The sequence below is a fragment of the Sphingomonas sp. R1 genome (genome assembly GCF_025960285.1).
Classification (GTDB): domain Bacteria; phylum Pseudomonadota; class Alphaproteobacteria; order Sphingomonadales; family Sphingomonadaceae; genus Sphingomonas.
Genome location: NZ_CP110111.1, coordinates 3,266,214 through 3,288,189 on the forward strand (window position 1 = coordinate 3,266,214; position 21,976 = coordinate 3,288,189).

Here is a 21,976-nt window from a genome sequence, read left to right on the forward strand (position 1 = left end):
CCCATGGACGAGGACAGCAAGCTCACCCGCTCCAAACGGGCCTGGGCCGAGGCGGGCAAGTTCCTCACCGGCCGCACCGCGCGCCCCGAGACGGAGCGGCTGCCGCCCGGCCAGCATCTGGTGACCAACTGGCCGGTGCTCGATCTCGGCCGCCAGCCCGAGGTGCGCCCCGAACGCTGGCGGCTGACCATCGACGGGATGGTCGCCCGCCCGCTTACGCTCGACTGGCCGGCCTTCGAAGCACTGGCGACCGACGAAAGGACTAGCGACATCCACTGCGTCACCAGCTGGTCGCGCTACGACAATCGCTGGGCGGGCGTGGCGACGGCGCGGCTGCTCGAGATGGTCGAGCCGCGCGACGAAGCCGAGGCGGTGATGCTCCACGGCTATGACGGCTATACCACCAACCTGCTGCTCGCCGATTTCGCCGCAGCCGACGCGCTGATCGCGCATCGCTGGGAGGGCAAGCCGCTCCACCGTGATCATGGCGGCCCGGCGCGGCTGGTGGTGCCGCATCTCTATTTCTGGAAGAGCGCCAAGTGGATCTCGCGCATCGAAGTGATCGGGCGTGACCGGCCGGGCTTCTGGGAGGTGAACGGCTATCACCTGCGCGGCGACCCCTGGGGCGAGGAACGCTATTCGCGCTGAAGCGAGCGCCAATACGTAGCAATCCGCATGCCGCTGCAGATGTGCAGCCCATAGTTTGGCGGCATGCGTTTTAGCGTCTGCCTTTCTCGCCTCCCTCTTCCGCCCCGGTGCCGCGCATGAAGGAGGGCGTTCCCATGCCGAGCCGGGCGCCACGCGAGCGGGTGCTGCTGGTCGATTCGCAGGACGAATCGCGGCGCGCGGTGCAATTGCTGCTGCAGGGCTGCGGGATGGAGGTGCGTGCCTTCGCCTCGGCTGCCGCGGCGATGGCGGAGGCGACGCTCGACCAGATCCGCACCCTCCTGATCGCGCGCGAGCTGGTCGACGGCGATGCGATGCATCTGCTCCGCCAGCTTGCCCTGCGCGGCTGGCGGGGGCGCGCGATCCTGATCGGGCAGTCCCATGCCGATCTTGACGACCATGCCCGCAGTGCCGGCTTCGCCCATGTGGTGAAGAAGCCGGTCGGGCGGCTCGAGCTGCTCGGCGCGCTGGCGCGATGACCTTCCCGCTGCCGCCGTTCGACACGCCTGCGCGCGGCACCGTGCGAGAACGATTGCGCCAGGTCCTGCCCGAGGTGCTGGCCACGCTGCTGTTGTTCGCCACCGGTCTGGCGCTGGCCCCGCTCGTGTCCAGCGGCGAGCGCGATGTGCTGGTCTGCGTGCTGCTCGCCTGGGCCGCCGCGATCCTGCTGCTGGCGTCGTACAGCCGTGCGCTCCGCCGCCGGCTGCGCGCCGAGGAAACCGATGCCCGCCGCCGTGCCGACCGCGCCGACGAGCTTGCCGCCGAGCTCAACCTGCTGATCGACGGCGTGGTCGGCTATGCGATCTACACGGTCGATCCCGGCGGCCGGGTATCCTTCTGGAACGAAGGCGCGCGTCGGCTGAAGGGATGGCGTGAGGACGAGGTGCTCGGCCGCGACATGGCGCTGTTCTACCCGCCCTCGGCGGTCGCCGCCGGCAAGCCGCGCGCAGATCTCGCCGCTGCGCTGCGCGACGGCAGGCTGGAAGAGGAGGACTGGCGACTGCGCAAGGACGGCAGCGAGTTCCTCGCGCAGGTGCTGATCACGCCCTTGCGCGGCCCCGACGGTCGGTTGCGCGGCTTCGGCAAGGTGATCCGCGACATCACCGAACAGCGCGCCAGCGAGCGCCAGGCGACAGCCGCCGCCAATCATCTCCGCTCGATCCTGGCGACGGTGCTCGACGCGATGGTGATCATCGACGAGCGCGGCAACATCGTCTCGTTCAGCGCCGCCGCCGAGCGGATGTTCGGCTATGCCGAGGACGAGGTGGTCGGCGCCAATGTCAGCCTGCTCATGCCGATGGGCGAGGGGCGCCAGCATGACGGCTATATCCGCCACTATCTGGAGACCGGCGAGCGGCGCATCATCGGCACCGGCCGCACCGTCACCGCCAAGCGGCGCGACGGCACCACCTTCCCGATCGAGCTGTCGGTGGGCGAGGCGATCACCGAGGGCGAGCGCGTCTTCACCGGCTTCATCCGGGACTTGAGCGACAAGCAGCGCGCCGAGCAGCGGATCGAGGAACTGCGCTCCGGCCTGATCCATGCGGCGCGGGTGAGCGCGATGGGCACCATGGCCTCGACGCTGGCGCACGAACTCAACCAGCCGATCACCGCGGTGGTCAACTATGTGCGCGGCATCGCCAATTTGATCGACGCGAACGATCCGGACGATCTGCCGATGATCCGCGAGGCGCTGGACGATACCGCGCAGGAGGCGCTGCGCGCGGGCACCATCGTGCGGCGGCTGCGCGAGTTCGTCGCGCGCGGCGAGGTGGAGAAGAGCGTCGAGCACATCCCCGACCTCGTCGACGAAGCCTGCAAGCTGGCGCTGATCGGCGCGCGCGAGAAGGGCGTCGTCGCCGAGTTCCGCTTCGATCCCGCCGCCGGGCCGGTGCTGGTCGATCGCATCCAGATCCAGCAGGTGCTCATCAACCTGATGCGCAACGCGATCGAGGCGATGGCGGACGGGCCCGAGCGGCGGCTGACCGTTTCCAGCCGGCGCGATCTTGCCGGCTTCGTTCGCGTTACGGTCGCGGATACCGGCCCCGGCGTCGCTGCCGAAGTCGCCGAGGACCTGTTCCGCGCCTTCCACAGCACCAAGGTGGACGGCATGGGGCTCGGCCTCTCCATCTGCCGTACCATCGTGGAAGCCAATGGCGGCCGCATCTGGCTGGAGCCCCGCGCGGGCGGCGGCAGCGCCTTTCACTTCACCCTCGTCCATGTAGAAGAAGGAACGCCCCCGTGACCGACAAGCGCCTCGTCCATATCGTCGACGACGAGGATGGCGTCCGCCGCTCCGCCAGCTTCATGCTCAAGACCCATGGCTTTGCGGTGCAGACCTGGCCCTCGGGCGTCGCGTTCCTCAAGGAGGCACGCCATGTCGAGCCCGGTTGCGTGCTGCTCGACGTGCGCATGCCCGAGATGGACGGGCTGGAGGTGCAGCAGGAACTCCATGCGCGCGGCATCGCGCTGCCGGTGATCGTGCTGACCGGGCACGGCGACGTCACGCTCGCGGTCAAGGCGATGAAGGCGGGCGCGGTCGACTTCCTCGAAAAACCGATGGAGAGCAACGCGCTGATCGACGCAATCCATCGCGGCTTCGCCCGGCTGGAAGCGGCGGAGGACGTCAAGGCCCGTGCGGCGGATGCCGAGACGCTGCTCGGTGCGCTCACCGTGCGCGAACGCGAGGTGCTGGAAGGGCTTGCGCAGGGCTATCCGAACAAGACCATCGCCTATGACCTCGGCATCTCGGCGCGCACCGTCGAGGTCCACCGCGCCAATGTGATGGCCAAGCTCGGCGCCAAGAGCCTGTCCGAGGCCCTCAGAATCGCCTTCGCGGCAGGGATGGGCGCAGGCTAAACGATTGCAGTATCGTGCAATCCCGGCGCTTCTGGGGTATAAGCAGAGGGACTCGGGGGAGTGCGGGATCGAACACGCTGACAGGGAGCGGGAACGATGACGAACCAAGCGGAATCCACCCTCGCCATGGGCATGCTGCCCGAGGCCGAAGAGAGTATCCGGGCCTGGTCTTCCGGCCTGTTCACCGCCTGGTGCGACGCGGTGGTGACGCCGTGGAACCTCGTCCCCAAGCCGACCACCCACCAGCGCGAGCCCGGCGAGCGGCTGTCGATCCCGGAAGCGCTGGAAAGCGGGACGCTGTCGCTGTTCGCCTGAGCATGGTCGTGCTGCGGGTACGGCGACGCCTACTGGTCGTCCGGCCTCCGGATGGCTAGCCTGCCGGGCATGGAAGCCCGTCTTTTTCAGCTCGCCGCGTTCACCACCCAGCGCTTTGCCGGCAATCCGGCGGCGGTGATGCTGTTCGACAGCGATCCCGCACCCGATCTCTGCCAGGCGCTGGCGGCGGAGAACAACCTGGCGGAGACGGCGTTCCTCGTGCCGCAGGGCGAGGACTATCGGATCCGCTGGTTCACCCCCACGGTCGAGGTGCCGCTGTGCGGCCATGCCACGCTCGCCAGCGCCGCGGTGGTGCTGGAACGGATCGCGCCGGCGCGGGAGCAGGTGGTGTTCCATTCTGCCAGCGGCCCGCTTACCGTGCGCCGCTCCGCCATCGGCTATGTCATGGACTTCCCCGTGCGCCGCTGCGTGGCGGCCGAGGCGCCGGCGGGGCTGGCAGAAGCGCTGGGTGCGGAGCCCGAGGAGGTCGTGTGGGACGGCTTCAACTTCCTTGTTCGGCTCGCCTCCGCCGCGGTTGTGCGCCAGCTCGACCCCGACCTTGCCGCGATCGCGCGGCTCCCCACGGCCGGCCTGATCGTCACGGCGGCGGGGGAGGGCGGGCACGACTGCGTCAGCCGCTATTTCGCACCGGCCAAGGGCATCCCCGAAGATCCGGTGACCGGCGGTGCGCATTGCGCGCTGGCGCCCTATTGGGCGGCGCGGCTGGGCAAGACCGAGCTGCATGCCTTCCAGGCTTCCGCACGCGGCGGCGAAATGTGGTGCCGGCTGCGCGGCGAGCGAGTCGATCTGGAAGGCGCCTGCCTCTTCTACCTCGAAGGCACGGCGCGGTGGTGACGGTGCATCCCGGCTCCTGCCACTGCGGCGGCGTGCGCTTCACCATCGCCCATGAACCCGACGAAGTGACGACCTGCGACTGCTCGCTCTGCGTCAAGCGGAACGCGGTGATGGTGAAGGTGCCCGAGGCTGCACTGCGGATCGAGGCGGGCGCGGATCTGCTCGCCACCTATCAATGGAACACGATGCGCGCGACGCACCATTTCTGCAGCCGCTGCGGCATCTATCTGTTCCACCGCAAGCGCGCCGCGCCGGACCAGTACGGCGTGAACGTTTTCTGCCTGGATGGTTTCGACGCCGCCGCGCTGCCGATACGGGCGACGGACGGGATCGGCATGTCGCTGGTGGGCGAGTCGCCTCGGGTCGAATGGCCGGGGCCGCGCGGGGGTGCCGCGTCGACATAGAGGCGAACGCGGTTCGAGCGGCTCTGGCCCGAACCCTGCCGGTCCGGGTCGACCCCGGCACGCCATGATCGCAGAAAGGGGCATGGCGACCGGCCCCCTGCTCCTCGGATGCGTAGCCCTGTTTGCGACCGGGCAGGCGTTGGTCCTCGGCGCAGCCTCGGCCGACGGCCACGGCATCACGCGCGAGGAGCAACCGATCTTCTACTGGACGTGCGTTGTCGCGAGCCTCGCTGCGGCGACATTGCTCCTATTCGCCGGCTTGTACCGGTAGGGCAGTTGCCGCCCACTGGCGGACGTTACCCCGCGAGGTAGAATCGACAGATGGCCGTCTACAAACGAGACCAGGTATCGCCCGATTGGGAGCCTTCGCCGTGGCCTATGGATACGGGCGCAGCCGACGAGCAGGAGCGTGGTTTCCGAACGCGCGCGCAGATGCCCATCAGGTGGGAACCCATTCCGTGGGAAGCGTTCCCCGAGCAGGGCATTTCCGGGTACGCGAAAGACTGGCTAGCGTCCATTGATGCAGCACACTTCGCCAGTTTCGGCGACGAAGACCTGATTTTAATCGATAACACTTGGTTCGGATGGCCAGACCCGCCTCGGTGGGGATTGGCATCGCGCCCCTGTGGCCAACATGATCGGAAGTGGGATCGTTGGGGTCATTTTCCAGATTTACCCACCGCTTGGGACTTCCCGATCGTCATCCTGCAGGATGTATTGCTATCTGCAAAGAAGCGCGCGCCATCTTCGAACTCGATCAGCACTTCGCCCTCTCGGTGGCGAACAACGCGCTTCACCATCTTGCCACGCAACATCTCGGTCGCCCGTGCTGTTTCCTCGTCCAAGGTCATGCGTAAACGGTACCGACTACTATGACCGCTTTCCACCATGTTCCGTTATGGCGGCTCCCGCCCCACTTGCGAATGTCTGACTTTCCTGCTCCACTTCGCAGATGAAGGTACTCGCTGTCACGTTTTGGGGTGTGGTGCAAGTTTCCGCATGCTCCATGGGCAAGCCCCCAGCCAGTGAAGTCGCGGTAATCGAAGCATTCACCGCTCGTAGCGCTTGCGTCGGTAAGCTATCGAACTGGCATCGTGAGTTTTACTTTCAGCCAGCTGTCGGGCGAATTGGGATGGGCGTAGACAAGTCCTTGATCCATGTTGGATACATTCCGGCAGGGCACAGGAACGAACCAGCCGGTCGGTTCATCAAAGAGCCACCTACAATGCCCATCATTGACGACAGCCAGCATGCTTTCGCTTCGGGCAGGTGGGATCGCAAAGCGCAGCGGTTCAAAGAGTGGAGTTGCGGCTGTAATTTTGGATCGCCATCCAACGCATTTGGACCACCGGTCTGCCCTGTGAACGACCGCTAACCACCAACTTCAGTCACACGCACTCCCATCATCGCCAGCGCTGCCCGGCGCGGCCGCCACCGTCTTGCGGGAGTCGCGATGTTCCCCATATGTACAGGTCTTGTCGCCGGCGGGCGACCGCTCTTTGATCCGGGCGGTGTCATTCCCTTGTGCGGGAGCATCGCGCGCGTGAACCTCAACGTCGCCTTCCGATGTGGCTGTGGAGCGACGTCTGCTGCAACCGCGCACGAGCCTCAACTTCCTCCACTTCCGCTCGCCATCGCAGGTGCTCCGGTGCCAGGGCAACGACCTGATCGTGGCGGGATGGGCGGCGGTTTCGGGTCGCCAGACTATAGTGCGCGCGTCAGAAACCGGCTGTGCGGATCCGCGCGATAGTCGCCAAAGGGTGGGCAGGGCACGAAGCCATAGCGGCTATACAGCCGGACCGCCGGATCGAAGGCTGGCGCGGTGCCTGTCTCCAGGCTCAGCCGGGTCAGGCCCCGCGCCTGTGCGGTGGTGAGGATATGCTCCAGCATCGCCGCGCCCACGCCCGTGCCGAGACGTGTCGGCACCGTGCGCATCGACTTCACCTCACCGTGCTGCGCATCCAGCTGCTTGAGCGCGCCGATGCCGAGCAGCACCTCGCCCTCCCAAGCGCTCCAGAAGCTGATGTCCGCTGACTGGAGGCCGGAGAGGTCGAGGAAATGGCAGCTCTCCGCCGGCGAGTTGGCGAGCATGCCCGCGGCGTGCAGGCGCAGGAGATCCTGCACCTGCGTGTCGTCCAGCCCGCCGTCCCGGATTGCGATCACAGCGTGTCGATCATCCCTGCCAGCGTCTCGAGGCAGGCATGGGCGAGCAGCTTGCTGCGGATCGGCGACCAGCCGAACTCGGGATCGGCGTTCGCGTCATGGTCCTTGAACGGCATTTCCAGCGTCATCGACACCGCGCCGAACCGCTCGGCGAGCTGGTTGGTCGACATGGCGAGGTTGGCCTTGCCCGGGGGCGACTTGTCATAGCCGAGCTCGGTCTGGAAATCGGGGGTGTGCGCGGCCAGGCGCCGGCCGAATTCGTAGAACTTCTCGCCCAGTTCGTCGGTCCAGCTGGGAATGCCCTCGAAGCCGGCGAGGAAGTTGGCGGGGATCGCTTCGTCGCCGTGCACGTCCATCGCGAAGTGCACGCCGGTTGCGTCCATCGCACCCCGCACCGCCAGAACTTCCGGGCTGCGCTCCGCCGTCGGGGTGTGCCATTCGCGGTTGAGGTTCACCCCCGCCGCATTGGTGCGCAGATGGCCGCGGCGCGAGCCGTCCGGGTTCATGTTGGGCACGCAGTGGAAGGTCGCCTTGCTGCGCAGCGCCTGCGCCACGGCATTGTCCTCGTCGGTGAGGAACTCCAGCGCGCCTTCCATCCACCATTCGGCCATGCTCTCGCCCGGATGCTGGCGGGCATAGAGCCAGACCTGCTTCGGCCCCTCGCCCATGCTCAGGCAGTCGATCGGCTGGCCGTCCAGCGTCGTGCCCAGCTGGCGGTGCGTCACGCCTTCCTGCAGCGCGATGCGGCTGACCAGGTCATGGTGCCGTTCCATCGAATAGGGCGCGAAATAGGCGAACCAGGTGAGGTCCGTCTGGAAATGATGGGTGAAGCTCAGGATGCCGCCGGCATAGTCGGTATCCGTCATCCGCCACGATTCGCGGTCCGCCGACCAGCGGGCCTTGTAGCCCGGCCAGCCGAACGGATAGGCCGAGCTGCCTGCATTGAGGATGCGGAAGGTCAGCGTCCGCCCCTTGGCGCCGGCGACGCGGAAGTGGAACCACTGGAAGAAGTCCGACTGGTGATCGAGGACGATCTCGCAGTCGACCCGGTCGCCTTCGATGGCGACCACGCGGATGTTGCCGCTGTCGAACGCGGCGCTGATCTGGATGCTCATTTCACCGTCGTAGTGATGCCGGACTCGCCGGGGAAGTCCTTGAACAGCGCAGCGGCGAGCCGCTGGGCGGTGGCGGCGGGCTGGTTGTCCTTGAGGCCGACGCCCGTCGTTTCGGCGCGGCCTTCCCAGATCACGCTATCGCCGGCGCGGCGGCGGAGCTGAACCCAGAGCTGCGAGACCAGGATCTCGCGCTGCTTGCCCTTGCCCAGGCCGAACGACACGCCGCCGCCAAGACCGACGCCGCCGCCCCGGCCACCGCCGAAGCTGCCGCCGCCGAGGCCGATCGAGACCGGCGGGCGATCCTGGATCACGCCGCGGGAGGCGCGGGTGAACGAGACCGAGGCGATATAGCCGGCCGGTCGTTCGCTGGTGGCGGGCACATAGCCGAGCTTGTTCAGCTCCGCCTGCACCGCATCGGCGTAGACGCGATACTCCGGCGTCACGTCCATCGCGCCGGACATCGGCATGATGCTGACGGTGGTCCGCTCCAGCGGCTGGCCGAGATGATAGCGGGTGACGTCGATCGGCGTCCGGGCGCCGGTGGTGGTGCAGCCCGCGGCCAGCGCGGGCAGGGTAGCGATGAGGGCAAGGCGCAGATACGAATTCACGAACACATACTCCTGTTTCGTGGGCGCAATGGCTGTATCCTGCCAACCGGCTTCCGGTCGAGCGGATTTGGCCGCGCCCTCGCCGGTGAAACGCCCGAGCAGGGCGATCAGACGCATTCGCACGACCCGGCCTTGACTTCCGTGCCCCACGCTTATAGGCGAGCCGCTCTTTCCGGCATTCCAGATAATTTGAGAAGCGAATCGGTCATGAAGATCGTGAATTCATTGAAGTCGCTCAAGGGGCGGCACCGCGACAACCGCGTGATCCGCCGCCGTGGCCGGATCTACGTGATCAACAAAACGCAGAAGCGTTTCAAGGCACGCCAGGGCTGATCGCCCCCGTGGGAACCGCGCCGCACGCCGTCATCTTCGACGTCGGCAACGTTCTTTTCCCTTGGGAACCGCGACTCGTATACGAGCGCCTGTTCGACAACGAGCAGGCGCTCGATGCGTTTCTGTCGCAGGTCGCCACCAAGGAATGGCATTTCCAGCATGACGCTGGCCGCCCCTTCGCCGAAACCTCGGCGGAGCTGAGTGCGCTGCACCCGGAGCATGCCGACAAGATCGCGCTCTGGGGGCCGCGCTTTGCCGAGCAATTGGGGCCCGCCTTCCCGGACATGGTCGCGCTGATCGAGGAGCTCGATTCGGCGGGCGTGCCGCTGTACGCGATCACCAACTTCTCGGGCGAATTCTGGCGCGACTGGATGCCGCAGGTCGAGTGGCTGTTCGGCCGCTTCCGCGATATCGTCGTGTCGGGCGACGAGAAGCTGACCAAGCCCGATCCCGCTATCTACACGCTGGCGCTGAAGCGATTCGGCCTTGCGGGTCCGGAGGCGGTGTTCGTCGACGATCTGCCCGCGAATGTGGAAGCTGCGTGCGCCCAAGGTATTCACGGCGTGCTGTTCACCGGCGCCGCTGCGTTCCGCGCCGAGCTGGTACGGCTGGGCGTCCTTGCCGGCTGAGCGCCGGCACCGTTCCTCTTACGTCGACGCGGACGCCTCAGCGGCCCGCCCCTTCGGGTCCGCCAGGACCCGTCCCGACGAAATCCCGAGATAGCGTCACGATCAAGTCCGGCCGTGCGGAAGTCGACGGCGCGGTGCGGCTCAGCAGCGATCGGGATGCTTGCGGCATTCCTTGTCGCGCTTGCGCCGCTCGCGACCTTCGCGTGCTTCCTTCTCGCGCATCTTGCGGCCGTAGTTACGGTCGGATTCGTCTTGGCTGGTGGTGGCCCAGTCGGCCGCCTGCGCACCTGCCTTCACCGGCAGCGTGACGATATTGGCCGCGGTCTTCACCAGGCATCCCCCCGCCAGCAGCGGCAGCACGAGCAGAACGGGGAGGATGCGCATGGTGGAAGCCTTACTTGCCGCTGGTCTTCAGATAGCTATCCCGAGCCGGCACGCCGATGGAAGGGAAATCGGTAAAGAACCCGTCGATCCCTGCCTTCAGGAAGGCGGTGATCTCTTCGGCCAGGCGTCCATGCGCGGCCGGCTCGGTGCCGGTGCGATAGGCGGGCATCAGGAAGAAATTCTCGGCGCGGAAGGTCCAGGGGTGGAGCTTCAGCCCCGCCGCATGCGCGTCGGCGACCAGCGTCGAGGACGTGCCGTCCTTGGCGATGATCTGGGTCAGCTCCGGGCCGATGCCATAGGCATATTGCGCCACCGCCTTCAGGCCGGCCGGCGTCGCCATCTCCTGGTAGCTGGCATAGGCATGGTCGGCCGGGCCTTCGCTGCCCGCCATCAGCTGGATCAGCGGCACCTTGGTCATGGTGTGGAGCTGCTTGAGGTTGTTGACCTCGAACGACTGGATGAACACCGGGGCATCGGCGCGGTCCCAGCCTGCCGCCTTGAGCTTCGCGACGAGCCGGCCCTCGAGCGGCAGACCAATGGAGGCGAAATAGGTCGGGTGCTTGGTCTCGGGATAGATGCCGATGGTGCGGTGGAGCCGCGCCGATTCCTTCTTGGCGAGCGCGATGATCTCGTCGAGCGTCGGGATCGTCGCCTGGCCGTCATAGGCGGTGTTGCCGGGGCGAAGCTTGGGCAGCCGCTCCTTGGCGCGCAGCGTCTTCAGCTCGGCGAGGGTGAAGTCTTCGGTGAACCAGCCGGTGAGCGTCTGGCCGTCGATCGTCTTGGTAACCTTGCGGCTCGCGAATTCGGGGTGCGCCGCCACGTCGGTCGTGTCGGTGATGTTGTTCTCGTGCCGGGCGACGAGCTCGCCGTCCTTGGTAGGGACAAGGTCAGGCTCGATGAAGTCGGCGCCGAGGTCGATCGCGCGCTGATAGGAGAGCAGGGTATGTTCGGGCCGCTCGCCGCTGGCGCCGCGATGGCCGATGACGACGATGCGGGGCATGGGCTTCTGCATGGCATGATCCTGTCCGAAGGCGGCGGCGGGCGCCAGCAGGGCCATCGCCAAAAGCATCCATCTCGTCACGAAACTCTCCTTCGGCTAGGCGGTTAGGCAGCGGATGTGACGGGAGCGAGACAAATGGCCGACAACGATCATGTACTTGCGGCGGCCCAGGCGTGGCGCGGCGCGCGGATGGCGCTGGCGACGGTGGTGACCACCTGGGGTTCCGCCCCGCGCCCGCGTGGCAGCCATTTGCTGGTGCATGAGGACGGGCGGTTCGAGGGCTCAGTCTCCGGCGGGTGTGTCGAGACCGATATCCTGCAGACGGCCGCCGAGGTGATCGCGGGGGCGCCGGCGGTGGTGAAGGACTATGGCGTCGGTGATGCGGCGGCATGGGAAGTGGGCCTGCCCTGCGGCGGGCAGATCGCGGTGCTGGTGCAGCCGGTAGCCGCACATGGCTTTCCCGCCGACCTTTTCGATGCGATCCGCGATGCGCGTGCTGCGGGGCGTCCACTGGAAGTGGGGACCGATCTTGCCACCGGGCAGAGCGCGATCGGCGGGGCGGGCTTCGTCAATCGCTACGATCCGCCGCGTCGGCTGCTGATCGTCGGCGCGGTGCAGATCGCGCAGGCGCTTGCAGGTCTCGCTCGCGAGCTGGGTATCGCGACCACGGTCATCGATCCGCGCGGCCGGTTCCTCACCGAGGAACGGTTTCCCGGCGTCACGCTGGACGATCGCTGGCCGGACGAGGCGGTAACCGCACTGCGGCCCGATCCGGCCACGGCGGTGGTGACGCTCAGCCACGATCCAAAGATCGACGACGCCGCGCTGCTCGCCGCACTGGCGCATCCCGCCGGCTATGTCGCGGCACTCGGTTCGCGACGCAGCCATGCGGCGCGGCTGGAACGTCTGGCCGCGGCGGGCGTCTCGCCTTCGGATCTCGCGCGGATCGAGGGACCGGCGGGGCTTTCGATCGGTGCGATCGGTCCGTCCGAGATCGCCCTGTCCATCGCCGCCGCCATGGTGAAGACCTTCCATGCTGACGCCTGAAAAGACCGCGCTTGTCCTGCTCGCCGCGGGCCGCTCCGAACGCTTCGCCGATGGCGACAAGCTGACCGAGGACTATCTTGGCCAGCCGCTGGCCTTTCACGTCGTGACCGCGCTGGAGAAGATGCCGTTTCTCGCGCGGATCGCGGTGGTGTGGGATACTGCGCTCGATTTCGCCGCGCGTGGCTTCCAGGTGGTGGAGAATCCCGATCGCGCGCTCGGCCAGGCGCGTTCGGTGCGCTATGGGGTGGAAGCGGCCGAGGCGGCGGGCGCCGAAGCGGTGCTGATCGCGCTGGCCGACATGCCGCGCGTGACGGTGGCGCATTGCTACCGGCTGTTCGACGCTTCCGAGAATGGCGCCACGCTGGTTGCCTCCAGCGACGGGGTGCGGCCGATGCCGCCGGCCCTTATCGGCCGCGACCATTTCGGCGCGCTGCGTGGGCTGGACGGCGACGCCGGCGCGCGGACGCTGATCCTGCGCGGCCACCATGTCATCACCCGCCCCGAAGAACTGGTCGACATCGACACGCGCGAGGATCTGGAGGATCTCCGCGCGCGCGAGGCGGCCGCGGCTATTCGTGCCGCAAGGCGTCGATCGGATTGAGCGCCGCGGCGCGCCGCGCCGGGAAGAAGCCGAACACGATGCCGATCAGCGCCGAGATGCCGAAGCTGATCAGGTTGATCGACAGGTCGAACTGGAAGGGGAGGGTGGCTAGCGTCGCCAGCCCCCAGGAGGCGAAGAAGGCGAGGACCATCCCGATCATGCCGCCCAGGCAGGAAAGCGCGACGGCCTCGACCAAGAACTGCAGCAGCACTTCCTTGCCGAGCGCGCCGATCGCGAGGCGGATGCCGATCTCGCGGGTGCGTTCGGTCACCGACACCAGCATGATGTTCATGATGCCGATGCCCCCGACGAGCAGGCTCACCGCGGCGATGGCGGCGACGAACAGTGTCAGCTGCTGCGTCTGGTTCTGAATGGTCGAGGCGAATTCGGCGCTGTCGAAGATGTCGAAATTATCCGGCTGGCCGGGGGCGAGGTGGCGGCGTTCGCGCAGCAGGCCGGTCAGCGACTGCTTCACCGTGGACGTGTCATAGCCCTTGGCCACCGCGACCTGAATCGCCAGCACGTTCTGGTTGCCGACGAAACGGCGTTGCACCGTCTTGAGCGGCAGCACCACCGTGGAATTGGGATCGCTGAACCCGGCATTGTCGCGCTTCTTCAGCACGCCGATCACTTCGCAGCTCACCGTGCCTAGGCGGAAGCGTTCGCCCACCGGATCCTCGTTGGCGAACAGGTTGGTGCGGATCGTGTCGCCGATCACGCAGACCGACTTGCCGGCGGTCAGTTCGGCATCGGTGAAGCGGCGGCCGCCAGCGAATTCGAGGTTCTGCGCGTCGAAATAGTCGTTGCTCGTGCCGGTGACCGAAGCGGTCCAGTTCTGCGCGTTGCGGACCGCCAGCGCCGAGGACGAGGCCTGCGGTGCGACGGCGCTGACGCCGCTCACCTGCTGGCGGATCGCCAGGACATCTGCATTCTCGAAGCTGGGCGGCGCATTGCCGCCGCCGCGCCGCCCGCCACTGGGGAAGACGGTGAGCGTATTGTTGCCCAGCGAGCTGATCGAAGCCTGTACCGAGGCCGAGACGCCGTTGCCGAGCGTCACCATGGTGATCACCGCGGCGACGCCGATGATGATGCCCAGCGTCGTCAGGAACGAGCGCAGGATGTGCCGGCGGATCTCGCGCAGCGACAGAAGGAGGGTGGTGAACAGCATCGCCTCAGACCCCCATGCCGGCGGGGATTTCGGTCCGCTCGACCAGCCCGTCCTTGAAGTGCACGATCGTCTTGGCGAACGCCGCCATGTCCGGCTCGTGGGTGACCATCAGGACCGTGATGCCGAGATCGGCGTTCAATCGCTGGAGCAGCTTCATGATCTCGACCGAGCGTTCGCTGTCGAGATTGCCGGTCGGCTCGTCGGCAAGCAGCACGTCGGGTTGCGTCACGATCGCGCGGGCAATCGCGACGCGCTGCTGCTGGCCGCCCGAGAGTTCCGAAGGCGTATGGTCCGCCCAGCGGTCGAGCCCGACCTGTTCCAGCGCCGCCATCGCCGCCTCGCGCCGCGCCTTGCGGTGCTCGCCGCGATAGAGCAGCGGGAGTTCCACATTCTCCAGCGCCGTCGTGCGGGCGAGCAGGTTGAAGCCCTGGAACACGAAGCCGAGATAGCGCCGACGCAGATAGGCGCGCTGGTCGCGGTCCAGCTGCTCCACATGCACGCCGCGGAACAGATAGCTGCCTCCCGTCGGCACATCGAGGCAGCCGAGGATGTTCATCGTCGTCGACTTGCCCGAGCCCGAGGCTCCCATCACCGCGAGGAACGCGCCGGGTTCGATCGTGAGATCCACGCCCTTCAGCGCCTGGAAGGCGGTCGGCCCCTCGCCGAACGTCTTGGTGATGCCCCGGAGCTGGATCAGCGGCTCGGCCATGTCAGTTCTGGTCGTCCTTGGCGGGCTTGGCCGGGCCATTGGCCTGGACGCCGACGATCACCTTCATGCCGGTCGTCAGCTTGGCGCTGGTGACCGCGGTACGGCTGCCGTCGCTCGGGCCGGTGACGACTTCCACCTTGTCCGGCTTGCCGTCCTTGCCGACCACATAGATGGTCTGCTTGCTGCCGCGGCCGATCGCCTTTTGCTGGTCCTGCCGGCGCGGGCCGAACTGGATGCCGCCACCGCCGGACTTGGCGCCGCTCTCTTCAGGGGTGAAGCGCAGCGCGCCGTTCGGGATCAGCAGCGTGTTTTCCAGCTTCTCCACCCCGATCGTAGCCGTCGCGGTCATTCCCGGGCGCAGCATCAGGTCCGGGTTGGCGACCGAAAGCACCGCGGCATAGGATACCACCTGGTTGGCGGTCGTCGTACTGCTGGTCGTGCTGCTGCTCGACGCAGTGGATGCGGTCAGGTTCGAACCCAGGTCGACGCGCGTGATCTGCGCGGGAAAGGTCCGCCCCGGAAAGGCATCCACGGTGAAGCTCGCAGGCAAGCCGACCTTGACCGAGCCGACATCGGCCTCGTCGATCGCCACTTCCAGCTTCATGTGGGTCAGGTCCTGCGCGATCACGAACATGGTGGGCGTACTGAACGAGGCGGCGACGGTCTGGCCGGCATCAACCTGGCGGGCGAGCACCACGCCGTCCACGGGCGAGTGGATCACGGACCGGGTGCGCTGCGTCTGGTTCGACGACAGCGATGCCTGGGCGGAGACGACATTCGCTTCCGCCGAGCGCAGATTGGCGACGGCGCGGGCCACCGCGGCGCGGGCGGTGTCGAGCTCGGTCTTGGCCGGTACCTTGCCACCGGAGAGGCGGCTGACCTCTTCCATGCGGCGCAGCTGGGCGGTGGATTCGTCCACCGTCGCGCGGGCCTGCGCGACCGCCGCCTGGTTGGCGGCGAGCGCAGCGCGGCTCTGGGTGATCGCGTCGTCCAAACGCGACGGGTCGATGATCGCGATCGGCTGGCCTTCGGTGACGTGGTCGTTGACGTCGACCAGCACCTTCAGGACGAGGCCCGAGATTTCGGAGCCCACCGTCACCTGCCGCGTCGGCGCGAGCCGGCCGGTAGCGGAGACGGTGACCGCGAGCGCACCCTTTTCTGCCGGCACGGTGATGTAGCTGGGCGGCGGCTTCGGCGCGAAGCAGCGCGAGACGAGTAGCCCCAGCACCACCACGACCAGCGCAATGACGATCCAGCGCAGGTTCCGCCGCCACCACGGGCGACGCTTCGTGCCCAGAAAGGCGTTGAGGTCCTGAGGTTCACTGGCCATCGGTGGCGCTGCCTGTTCTTGGAGGGAGGGAGGGAATCGGCGCGGTTTCATCCCAGCCGCCGCCGAGTGCGATATAGAGCTGGACCAGCGCGGTCGCCTGTTCGGATTCGGCCTGGGCAAGGCCGTTCTTGGCCGAAAGCAGTGCGCTTTCGGACTGGTTCAGCGTGGTGAAATCGGTGAGGCCCGAACGATAGCGAAAGCGAGCGAGCAGCGCCTGGTTGTTGGCGGCTTCCAGCGCGGTGCGGAACTCCGCCTCGCGCAGCTGGGCGGCGCGGAGCGCGACGAGGGCGTTCTCGATCTCTTCCAGCGCCTTCAGCACGCTTGCCTTGTAGGCATAGAAGGCGGTGTCGGCGCCGGCGCGGGCCGATCGGACCTGGCTGCGCAGCCGGCCGGAATCGAAGATGGTCTGCGCGACATTGGCAAAGGCGCGGCCGGTGATCACGTCGAACAGCGAGCCGAGCGAGGCGCTGCCCATGCTGATGCTGCCGCCCAGGCTCAGGCTCGGGTAGAGCTGCGCGCGCGAGACGCCGATCTGCGCGGTGGCCGCGGCAAGGCTGCGCTCGGCCGCACGCACGTCCGGGCGCTGGCGCAGCGCGTCGGCGGGGATGCCGGCACCTACACTGGCGGGGCCGCGCGGGATCGGCTTGGGTGCCTCGAGGGAACCGCGCAGGGCGCCCGGTGCCTGCCCGGTCAGCACGCCGAGCCGCGCGACATAGCCGGCATAGCTGCTTTCCAGCTGGGGAATGGTGGCAGCGGTCTGGGCGCGCTGCGATCGCGCCTGCTCGGCATCGAGCGAGGAGACCAGCCCGGCCTGCACGCGCCACTGCGCGATGCTGAGGTTTTCGTCCTGGATCGACAGGCTCTCGCGGGCATTGGCGAGCTGTGCCTGGGCAAGCCGTGCCAGCATGTAGTTGCGCGCCGTTTCGGATTCGACCGAGAGCAGGACCGCCGCGCGGTTGTACGCCACGAACTCATAGGTCGCCGCCGCATTCCGCACGCTGCTGCGAACGCCGCCGAACAGATCCACCTGGTAGCTGGCGTCGAGTCCCAGCGAGAAGTTGCTCGTTCCGCCCTGTGAGAAGGAGGCGATGGTCCCGTCCGAAAGACGCGTCGTGGTGCTGCCGCCGCGCAGCGGCTCGTTACGCGAATAGCCCGCCGATCCGCTGAGCGTCGGCAGCAGCGCCGCGCGCGACTGGATCAGCGACTCGCGCGCCTGACGCAGCCGCGTCACTGCCTGGGCGAGGTCGAGATTGGCAGTCTGCGCCTGGCCGATCAGCTGACCGAGCATCGGGTCATCGAACCTGTCCCACCAGCGAGACAGGTCCTCGCGGGCCTGCCGCGCGGGATCGACCGAATATTGATCGGGCACCGCCACCTGCGCGGCGGCTTGTGGCGGGGGGGCGGAACCGGTGGAACAGGCTGCCAGCGGCAGTGCCGCACTGAGCAACAGAGCAATCGCAGGTCGTGCCATAGCGTTGTATATTGCTGATACGCTCGCCCCGATCCACTAAAATATGTTTGCGGCGCGTAACGATGTTGCGCCGGTGGATGCCTTGCCTAGTCGCCCTTTGCGCTCCTAGATGCCCGCCGACCAGGAGGGGTCTTGATGAGCGAGAATCTGTATCCGGTGCCGGAAGCCTGGGCGCGCCATGCCCGTGTCGACGCCGCAGCGTATGAACGTCTCCACGCCCAGTCGCTGTCCGATCCGGACGGCTTCTGGCTTGAGCAAGCCAAAAGGCTCAACTGGATCGTGCCGCCGCAGAGCGCCGGGGACTGGTCGTTCGACGAGGCCGATTTCCGTATCCGCTGGTTCGCCGACGGCCAGCTCAACGTCGCCGCCAACTGCCTCGACCGCCATCTGGCGAGCCACGGTGGTGAGACCGCGATCCTGTGGGAGCCGGATGATCCCAGCGAGGAGCCGCGCCGGATCACCTATCTGGAACTGTATGAAGAGGTCTGCCGCTTCGCCAATGTGCTGAAGGCGGAAGGGGTGAAGAAGGGCGACCGCGTCACCGTATACATGCCGATGATCCCCGAGGCCGCGGTGGCGCTGCTCGCCTGCGCGCGGATCGGCGCGATCCATTCGGTGGTGTTCGGCGGGTTTTCGCCCGAGGCACTGGCCGGCCGCATTGTCGACTGCGACAGTCGCATCGTCATCACCGCCGACGAGGGCCGGCGCGGCGGCAAGCGCGTACCGCTCAAGGCCAATGTCGACGCGGCCCAGAAGCACGCTCCGGTGCTGGAGAAGGTGATCGTCGTGCAGGCGACCGGCGGCGACGTGGCGATGCAGCCGGGCCGCGACCTCTGGTATCACGAGGCGGCGGCGAAGGTCTCCGCCGACTGCCCGGCCGAGCCGATGGATGCCGAGGATCCCTTGTTCATCCTCTACACCTCGGGCTCCACCGGCAAGCCGAAGGGCGTGCTGCATTCCAGCGGCGGCTATCTGCTCTGGGCGGCCTATAGCCACGAAACCGTGTTCGATTACCGGCCGGGGCAGGTTTATTGGTGCGCGGCCGATATCGGCTGGGTCACGGGGCACAGCTATATCGTCTATGGTCCGCTCGCGAACGGCGGCACCACGCTGATGTTCGAGGGCGTGCCGACCTGGCCCGACGCCGGCCGCATGTGGCAGGTCGTCGACCGGCACCAGGTCGAGATCCTCTACACCGCGCCGACAGCACTGCGCGCGCTGATGAAGGAAGGCGACAGCTACGTCACCTCGACCAGCCGGAAGTCGCTCAAGCTGCTGGGCTCGGTCGGCGAGCCGATCAACCCCGAGGCGTGGCGCTGGTATCACGAGGTGGTGGGCGAGGGGCGCTGCCCGATCGTCGACACCTGGTGGCAGACCGAGACCGGCGGCCACATGATCACCCCGCTGCCGGGCGCGACCGCACTCAAGCCGGGGTCGGCCTCGATGCCCTTCTTCGGGATCGAGCCGCAGCTGGTGGATGGCGACGGAACGCTGTTGGAGGGGGCCACCGAGGGCAATCTCGTCATCGCGCGGAGCTGGCCGGGGCAGATGCGCACCGTCTGGGGCGATCATGAGCGCTTCTTCCAGACCTATTTCACCACTTATCGCGGCAAGTATTTCACCGGCGACGGCTGCCGTCGTGACGGCGACGGCTATTACTGGATTACCGGCCGGGTGGACGATGTGATCAATGTGTCGGGCCACCGAATGGGTACCGCCGAGGTGGAAAGCGCGCTGGTGCTGCACGACAAGGTCGCCGAGGCCGCCGTGGTCGGTATGCCGCACGACATCAAGGGGCAGGGCATCTACGCTTATGTGACGCTCAATGCGGGCGAGGAATCGAGCGAAGGCCTGCGCAAGGAACTGCGCGACTGGGTCCGCACCGAGATCGGCCCGATCGCCACGCCCGATGCGATCCAGTTTGCGCCCGGCCTGCCCAAGACGCGCTCGGGCAAGATCATGCGACGGATCCTTCGCAAGATCGCCGAGGGCGATGTCAGCAGCCTAGGGGATACCTCGACCCTGGCCGATCCGTCGGTCGTCGACGACCTGGTGGCCAATCGGGTGGGGTGACCGCATGCGGCTCCCCCTCCGACGGAGGGGAGTACTGCACATCGGGGCAGTATCGCTTGTAACAAAATTCCATTGCGGCCCCCGAAATGCGCCGTTACATTTCGATAACACACATGGTGGTGGGGAAGCCTAAGAATATGAAATTGCATCGTTCCTTGTTGCTGACGAGCGCCGCTGCGCTGCTCGTTGCCGCGCCTGCGCTCGCCCAGACCGGCAAGCCGAAATATGGCAGCTTCGGCGTCGACGTCACCGCCGAGAAGGCGGGCGTGAAGCCGGGTGACGATTTCTGGAGCTACGTCAACGGCAGCTGGGCCGATCGCACGGAGATCGCCGCCGATCGCACCTCGGCGGGTCCGTTCGTCGATCTGGCACTGGCCGCCGAGAACAACGTTCGCACGCTGCTCGACGACATGGCCAAGAACCCTGCGGCCTATGGCGCGAGCGGCAAGCAGATCGGCGACTTCTACGCCAGCTGGATGGACGAGGCAGGCATTGAGGCACGCGGCGCTGCGCCGCTGAGGCCCTATCTTGCCCGCATCGCCGGGGTGCAGGACAAGGCCGCGCTGCAGGTGCTGTTCGCCAGCACCGGCTACGCGACGCCGGTCGAGGTGGAGATCTCCCCCAGCTTTGTCGATCCGACTCGCTACATGGCGGCGGTGGGGCAGGGCAACCTGGGAATGCCGCGCGACTATTTCCTCAATCCGGGTGAGAAGTTCGACGCGTTCCGCAAGGCCTATCGCGTCTATGTGCAGCACATCCAGGAACTGGCCGGCATCCCGGATGCCAGCGCCAAGGCCGATGCGATCGTCGCGCTCGAAATGGCAATGGCAAAGGTCCAGTGGTCGCCGGAGCAGAGCCGCGACATCGCCAAGCTGAACGATCCTCAGACCATCGCCGGGCTGAAGGCCAAGGCGCCTGAATTCGACTGGGCGCTGATGCTGAAGACCGCGGGCGTCGACAGCTCGCCCTATGTCCTGATGGCGCAGAACACCGCGCTGATCGCACTGGGCAAGATCTTCGCCGAGACCCCGCTCGCCACCTGGAAGGACTATCTCGCCTATCGCTTCGTCAGCGATCACGCGACCTATCTGCCCAAGGCGTTCGACCAGGCGCGCTTCGACTTCTATTCGAAGACGCTTTCCGGTGTGCCGGCGCAGCGCGAGCGCTGGAAGCGCGGCGTGCAGATGGTCAACGGCGCGCTCGGCGAGGCGGTCGGCAAGGCCTATGTCGCCAAATATTATCCGCCCGAGGCGGAGAAGCAGATGGCCGAACTGATCGAAAATCTGCGCGATTCCTATCGCGAGCGGATCGAGGGATCGACCTGGATGGACGAGGCGACCCGCAAGGCGGCGCTGGTCAAGCTCGCCGCATTCGAGCCGCGCATCGGCCATCCCGAAAAGTACATCGACTATTCGTCGCTGTCGGTAGATCGCGGCGACGTGCTCGGCAACGTGATACGCTCGGGCGAATTCCAGCACCAGCTGGCGCTGGCGCGCTTCCCCAAGCCGGTCGATCGCTCGCTCTGGGCGATGACGCCGCAGACGGTGAACGCCTATTACAATCCGCTGTCGAACCAGATCACTTTCCCGGCCGCGATTCTGCAGCCGCCGTTCTTCGATCCGAACGCTGATCCGGCAGTCAACTACGGCGCCATCGGCGCGGTGATCGGCCACGAGATGGGCCATGGCTTCGACGATCAGGGCAGCATGTTCGGGCCGACCGGCAAGCTGGAAAATTGGTGGACGCCCAAGGCGAAGGCCGATTTCGGCACGCGCACCGCGGCGCTGGCCGGCCAGTACGACACCTACGAGCCGCTGCCCGGCATGAAGATCAAGGGCAAGCTGACGCTGGGCGAGAATATCGGCGACCTTGGCGGCGTAGAGGCGGCGTACGGTGCCTATCAGAAGTACCAGGCCAAGCATGGCAAGGGGAAGGTGATCAACGGGCTGACCGGCGATCAGCGCTTCTTCCTGGGTTGGGGGCAGGCCTGGCGGGTGAAGATGCGCGAGGATGCGCTGCGCCAGCAGCTGCTCACCGATCCGCATTCGCCCGCGACTGCCCGCGTCAACGGCGTCGTCCGCAATGTCGATGCCTGGTACAAGGCGTTCAACATCCAGCCGGGCGACAAGCTGTATCTCGCACCCGAGCAGCGCGTGCACATCTGGTAAGCGCCATCCGTATTGATACGGAAACGGCCCGGTGGAAACACCGGGCCGTTTTGCGTTCTGGGAGGGGGAATCATGTCA

Annotated in this window: 23 protein-coding genes; 13 read left to right on the forward strand and 10 right to left on the reverse strand. The window is 67.0% G+C overall.

Annotated features, from left to right (window positions below; translation table 11 throughout):
- The first annotated feature begins 3 nt into the window (after window positions 1–3).
- From OIM94_RS15615 to OIM94_RS15645, 7 genes are all read left to right on the forward strand, one after another.
- On the forward strand, window positions 4–648 hold the full coding sequence (locus OIM94_RS15615; RefSeq protein WP_264607603.1) for a molybdopterin-dependent oxidoreductase: 645 nt from the start codon (window positions 4–6) through the stop codon (window positions 646–648).
- A gap of 134 nt (window positions 649–782) precedes the next feature.
- Window positions 783–1,145, forward strand: coding sequence for a response regulator (locus OIM94_RS15620; RefSeq protein ID WP_264607604.1), 363 nt, complete (start codon window positions 783–785; stop codon window positions 1,143–1,145).
- A complete protein-coding gene (locus OIM94_RS15625) occupies window positions 1,142–2,911 on the forward strand; it encodes a PAS domain S-box protein (RefSeq protein ID WP_264607605.1) in 1,770 nt (589 codons plus the stop codon). The genes OIM94_RS15620 and OIM94_RS15625 overlap by 4 nt, the downstream gene beginning before the upstream one ends.
- Entirely contained in the window at window positions 2,908–3,525 is a 618-nt protein-coding gene (locus OIM94_RS15630) for a response regulator transcription factor (RefSeq protein WP_264607606.1), read from the forward strand. Before OIM94_RS15625 ends, OIM94_RS15630 begins: the two co-directional genes overlap by 4 nt.
- Window positions 3,526–3,621: 96 nt before the next feature.
- Window positions 3,622–3,840 (forward strand): hypothetical protein, encoded by a 219-nt coding sequence (locus tag OIM94_RS15635; RefSeq protein WP_264607607.1) that lies wholly within the window; start codon window positions 3,622–3,624, stop codon window positions 3,838–3,840.
- A gap of 69 nt (window positions 3,841–3,909) precedes the next feature.
- Window positions 3,910–4,695, forward strand: coding sequence for a PhzF family phenazine biosynthesis protein (locus OIM94_RS15640; protein WP_264607608.1), 786 nt, complete (start codon window positions 3,910–3,912; stop codon window positions 4,693–4,695).
- Complete coding sequence (locus OIM94_RS15645; protein WP_264607609.1) at window positions 4,692–5,099, forward strand: GFA family protein; 408 nt, start codon at window positions 4,692–4,694, stop codon at window positions 5,097–5,099. Before OIM94_RS15640 ends, OIM94_RS15645 begins: the two co-directional genes overlap by 4 nt.
- A gap of 659 nt (window positions 5,100–5,758) precedes the next feature.
- Here OIM94_RS15645 and OIM94_RS15650 read toward each other — a convergent pair.
- From OIM94_RS15650 to OIM94_RS15665, 4 genes are all read right to left on the reverse strand, one after another.
- A complete protein-coding gene (locus OIM94_RS15650) occupies window positions 5,759–5,950 on the reverse strand; it encodes a hypothetical protein (RefSeq protein WP_264607610.1) in 192 nt (63 codons plus the stop codon).
- 853 nt (window positions 5,951–6,803) lie between these two features.
- Window positions 6,804–7,262: a GNAT family N-acetyltransferase gene (locus tag OIM94_RS15655; protein WP_264607611.1), complete on the reverse strand. Its 459-nt coding sequence runs from the start codon at window positions 7,260–7,262 to the stop codon at window positions 6,804–6,806.
- Window positions 7,259–8,377 carry a M14-type cytosolic carboxypeptidase gene (locus OIM94_RS15660; protein WP_264607612.1) on the reverse strand — a complete coding sequence of 373 codons (1,119 nt, stop codon included), beginning with the start codon at window positions 8,375–8,377 and terminating at the stop codon, window positions 7,259–7,261. Before OIM94_RS15660 ends, OIM94_RS15655 begins: the two co-directional genes overlap by 4 nt.
- Entirely contained in the window at window positions 8,374–8,985 is a 612-nt protein-coding gene (locus OIM94_RS15665) for a DUF4136 domain-containing protein (protein ID WP_264607613.1), read from the reverse strand. Before OIM94_RS15665 ends, OIM94_RS15660 begins: the two co-directional genes overlap by 4 nt.
- Before the next feature lie 207 nt (window positions 8,986–9,192).
- On the opposite strand from OIM94_RS15665, the gene ykgO reads away from it, so the two are divergent.
- Both ykgO and OIM94_RS15675 read left to right on the forward strand, forming a co-directional pair.
- Window positions 9,193–9,318 (forward strand): type B 50S ribosomal protein L36, encoded by a 126-nt coding sequence (ykgO, locus tag OIM94_RS15670; RefSeq protein ID WP_010543750.1) that lies wholly within the window; start codon window positions 9,193–9,195, stop codon window positions 9,316–9,318.
- 8 nt (window positions 9,319–9,326) lie between these two features.
- Complete coding sequence (locus OIM94_RS15675; RefSeq protein WP_264607614.1) at window positions 9,327–9,947, forward strand: HAD family hydrolase; 621 nt, start codon at window positions 9,327–9,329, stop codon at window positions 9,945–9,947.
- 141 nt (window positions 9,948–10,088) lie between these two features.
- Here OIM94_RS15675 and OIM94_RS15680 read toward each other — a convergent pair whose 3' ends face one another.
- Together OIM94_RS15680 and OIM94_RS15685 are read right to left on the reverse strand one after the other, a co-directional pair.
- Window positions 10,089–10,331 (reverse strand): hypothetical protein, encoded by a 243-nt coding sequence (locus OIM94_RS15680; protein ID WP_264607615.1) that lies wholly within the window; start codon window positions 10,329–10,331, stop codon window positions 10,089–10,091.
- Window positions 10,332–10,341: 10 nt separating this feature from the next.
- Complete coding sequence (locus tag OIM94_RS15685; RefSeq protein WP_413716404.1) at window positions 10,342–11,388, reverse strand: glycerophosphodiester phosphodiesterase; 1,047 nt, start codon at window positions 11,386–11,388, stop codon at window positions 10,342–10,344.
- Window positions 11,389–11,466: 78 nt separating this feature from the next.
- Here OIM94_RS15685 and OIM94_RS15690 point away from each other — a divergent pair, with 78 nt between their 5' ends.
- Window positions 11,467–12,378 (forward strand): XdhC family protein, encoded by a 912-nt coding sequence (locus OIM94_RS15690; RefSeq protein WP_264607616.1) that lies wholly within the window; start codon window positions 11,467–11,469, stop codon window positions 12,376–12,378.
- On the forward strand, window positions 12,365–12,979 hold the full coding sequence (locus OIM94_RS15695) for an NTP transferase domain-containing protein (protein WP_264607617.1): 615 nt from the start codon (window positions 12,365–12,367) through the stop codon (window positions 12,977–12,979). Before OIM94_RS15690 ends, OIM94_RS15695 begins: the two co-directional genes overlap by 14 nt.
- Here OIM94_RS15695 and OIM94_RS15700 read toward each other — a convergent pair.
- Genes OIM94_RS15700 through OIM94_RS15715 form a run of 4 tightly spaced genes read right to left on the reverse strand, consistent with a single transcriptional unit; the run spans window position 12,948 to window position 17,657 of the window.
- Window positions 12,948–14,147 (reverse strand): ABC transporter permease, encoded by a 1,200-nt coding sequence (locus tag OIM94_RS15700; protein ID WP_264607618.1) that lies wholly within the window; start codon window positions 14,145–14,147, stop codon window positions 12,948–12,950. The genes OIM94_RS15695 and OIM94_RS15700 overlap by 32 nt on opposite strands.
- Before the next feature lie 4 nt (window positions 14,148–14,151).
- The gene (locus tag OIM94_RS15705) at window positions 14,152–14,856 is read right to left on the reverse strand and encodes an ABC transporter ATP-binding protein (RefSeq protein WP_264607619.1); all 705 of its coding nucleotides are present in this window, start codon (window positions 14,854–14,856) and stop codon (window positions 14,152–14,154) included.
- A 1-nt stretch (window position 14,857) separates the two neighbouring features.
- Window positions 14,858–16,186, reverse strand: a complete 1,329-nt coding sequence (locus OIM94_RS15710; RefSeq protein WP_264607620.1) for an efflux RND transporter periplasmic adaptor subunit — start codon at window positions 16,184–16,186, stop codon at window positions 14,858–14,860.
- The gene (locus OIM94_RS15715; protein ID WP_264607621.1) at window positions 16,176–17,657 is read right to left on the reverse strand and encodes an efflux transporter outer membrane subunit; all 1,482 of its coding nucleotides are present in this window, start codon (window positions 17,655–17,657) and stop codon (window positions 16,176–16,178) included. Before OIM94_RS15715 ends, OIM94_RS15710 begins: the two co-directional genes overlap by 11 nt.
- Window positions 17,658–17,792: 135 nt before the next feature.
- Here OIM94_RS15715 and acs point away from each other — a divergent pair, with 135 nt between their 5' ends.
- Window positions 17,793–19,730, forward strand: a complete 1,938-nt coding sequence (gene acs / locus OIM94_RS15720) for an acetate--CoA ligase (protein WP_264607622.1) — start codon at window positions 17,793–17,795, stop codon at window positions 19,728–19,730.
- Window positions 19,731–19,867: 137 nt separating this feature from the next.
- Window positions 19,868–21,898, forward strand: a complete 2,031-nt coding sequence (locus tag OIM94_RS15725; protein WP_264607623.1) for a M13 family metallopeptidase — start codon at window positions 19,868–19,870, stop codon at window positions 21,896–21,898.
- Window positions 21,899–21,976: the final 78 nt, after the last annotated feature.

Excerpts from the sequence above, each read along its gene's own strand:
- OIM94_RS15615 (WP_264607603.1), top strand. The coding sequence starts at position 4 with ATGGACGAGGACAGCAAGCTCACCCGCTCCAAACGGGCCTGGGCCGAG.
- OIM94_RS15620 (WP_264607604.1), top strand. The coding sequence starts at position 783 with ATGCCGAGCCGGGCGCCACGCGAGCGGGTGCTGCTGGTCGATTCGCAG.
- OIM94_RS15625 (WP_264607605.1), top strand. The coding sequence starts at position 1,142 with ATGACCTTCCCGCTGCCGCCGTTCGACACGCCTGCGCGCGGCACCGTG.
- OIM94_RS15635 (WP_264607607.1), top strand. The coding sequence starts at position 3,622 with ATGACGAACCAAGCGGAATCCACCCTCGCCATGGGCATGCTGCCCGAG.
- OIM94_RS15640 (WP_264607608.1), top strand. The coding sequence starts at position 3,910 with ATGGAAGCCCGTCTTTTTCAGCTCGCCGCGTTCACCACCCAGCGCTTT.
- OIM94_RS15650 (WP_264607610.1), bottom strand. The coding sequence starts at position 5,950 with ATGACCTTGGACGAGGAAACAGCACGGGCGACCGAGATGTTGCGTGGC.
- OIM94_RS15660 (WP_264607612.1), bottom strand. The coding sequence starts at position 8,377 with ATGAGCATCCAGATCAGCGCCGCGTTCGACAGCGGCAACATCCGCGTG.
- ykgO (WP_010543750.1), top strand. The coding sequence starts at position 9,193 with ATGAAGATCGTGAATTCATTGAAGTCGCTCAAGGGGCGGCACCGCGAC.
- OIM94_RS15680 (WP_264607615.1), bottom strand. The coding sequence starts at position 10,331 with ATGCGCATCCTCCCCGTTCTGCTCGTGCTGCCGCTGCTGGCGGGGGGA.
- OIM94_RS15685 (WP_413716404.1), bottom strand. The coding sequence starts at position 11,388 with ATGGCCCTGCTGGCGCCCGCCGCCGCCTTCGGACAGGATCATGCCATG.
- OIM94_RS15690 (WP_264607616.1), top strand. The coding sequence starts at position 11,467 with ATGGCCGACAACGATCATGTACTTGCGGCGGCCCAGGCGTGGCGCGGC.
- OIM94_RS15695 (WP_264607617.1), top strand. The coding sequence starts at position 12,365 with ATGCTGACGCCTGAAAAGACCGCGCTTGTCCTGCTCGCCGCGGGCCGC.
- OIM94_RS15700 (WP_264607618.1), bottom strand. The coding sequence starts at position 14,147 with ATGCTGTTCACCACCCTCCTTCTGTCGCTGCGCGAGATCCGCCGGCAC.
- OIM94_RS15705 (WP_264607619.1), bottom strand. The coding sequence starts at position 14,856 with ATGGCCGAGCCGCTGATCCAGCTCCGGGGCATCACCAAGACGTTCGGC.
- OIM94_RS15710 (WP_264607620.1), bottom strand. The coding sequence starts at position 16,186 with ATGGCCAGTGAACCTCAGGACCTCAACGCCTTTCTGGGCACGAAGCGT.
- OIM94_RS15715 (WP_264607621.1), bottom strand. The coding sequence starts at position 17,657 with ATGGCACGACCTGCGATTGCTCTGTTGCTCAGTGCGGCACTGCCGCTG.
- acs (WP_264607622.1), top strand. The coding sequence starts at position 17,793 with ATGAGCGAGAATCTGTATCCGGTGCCGGAAGCCTGGGCGCGCCATGCC.
- OIM94_RS15725 (WP_264607623.1), top strand. The coding sequence starts at position 19,868 with ATGAAATTGCATCGTTCCTTGTTGCTGACGAGCGCCGCTGCGCTGCTC.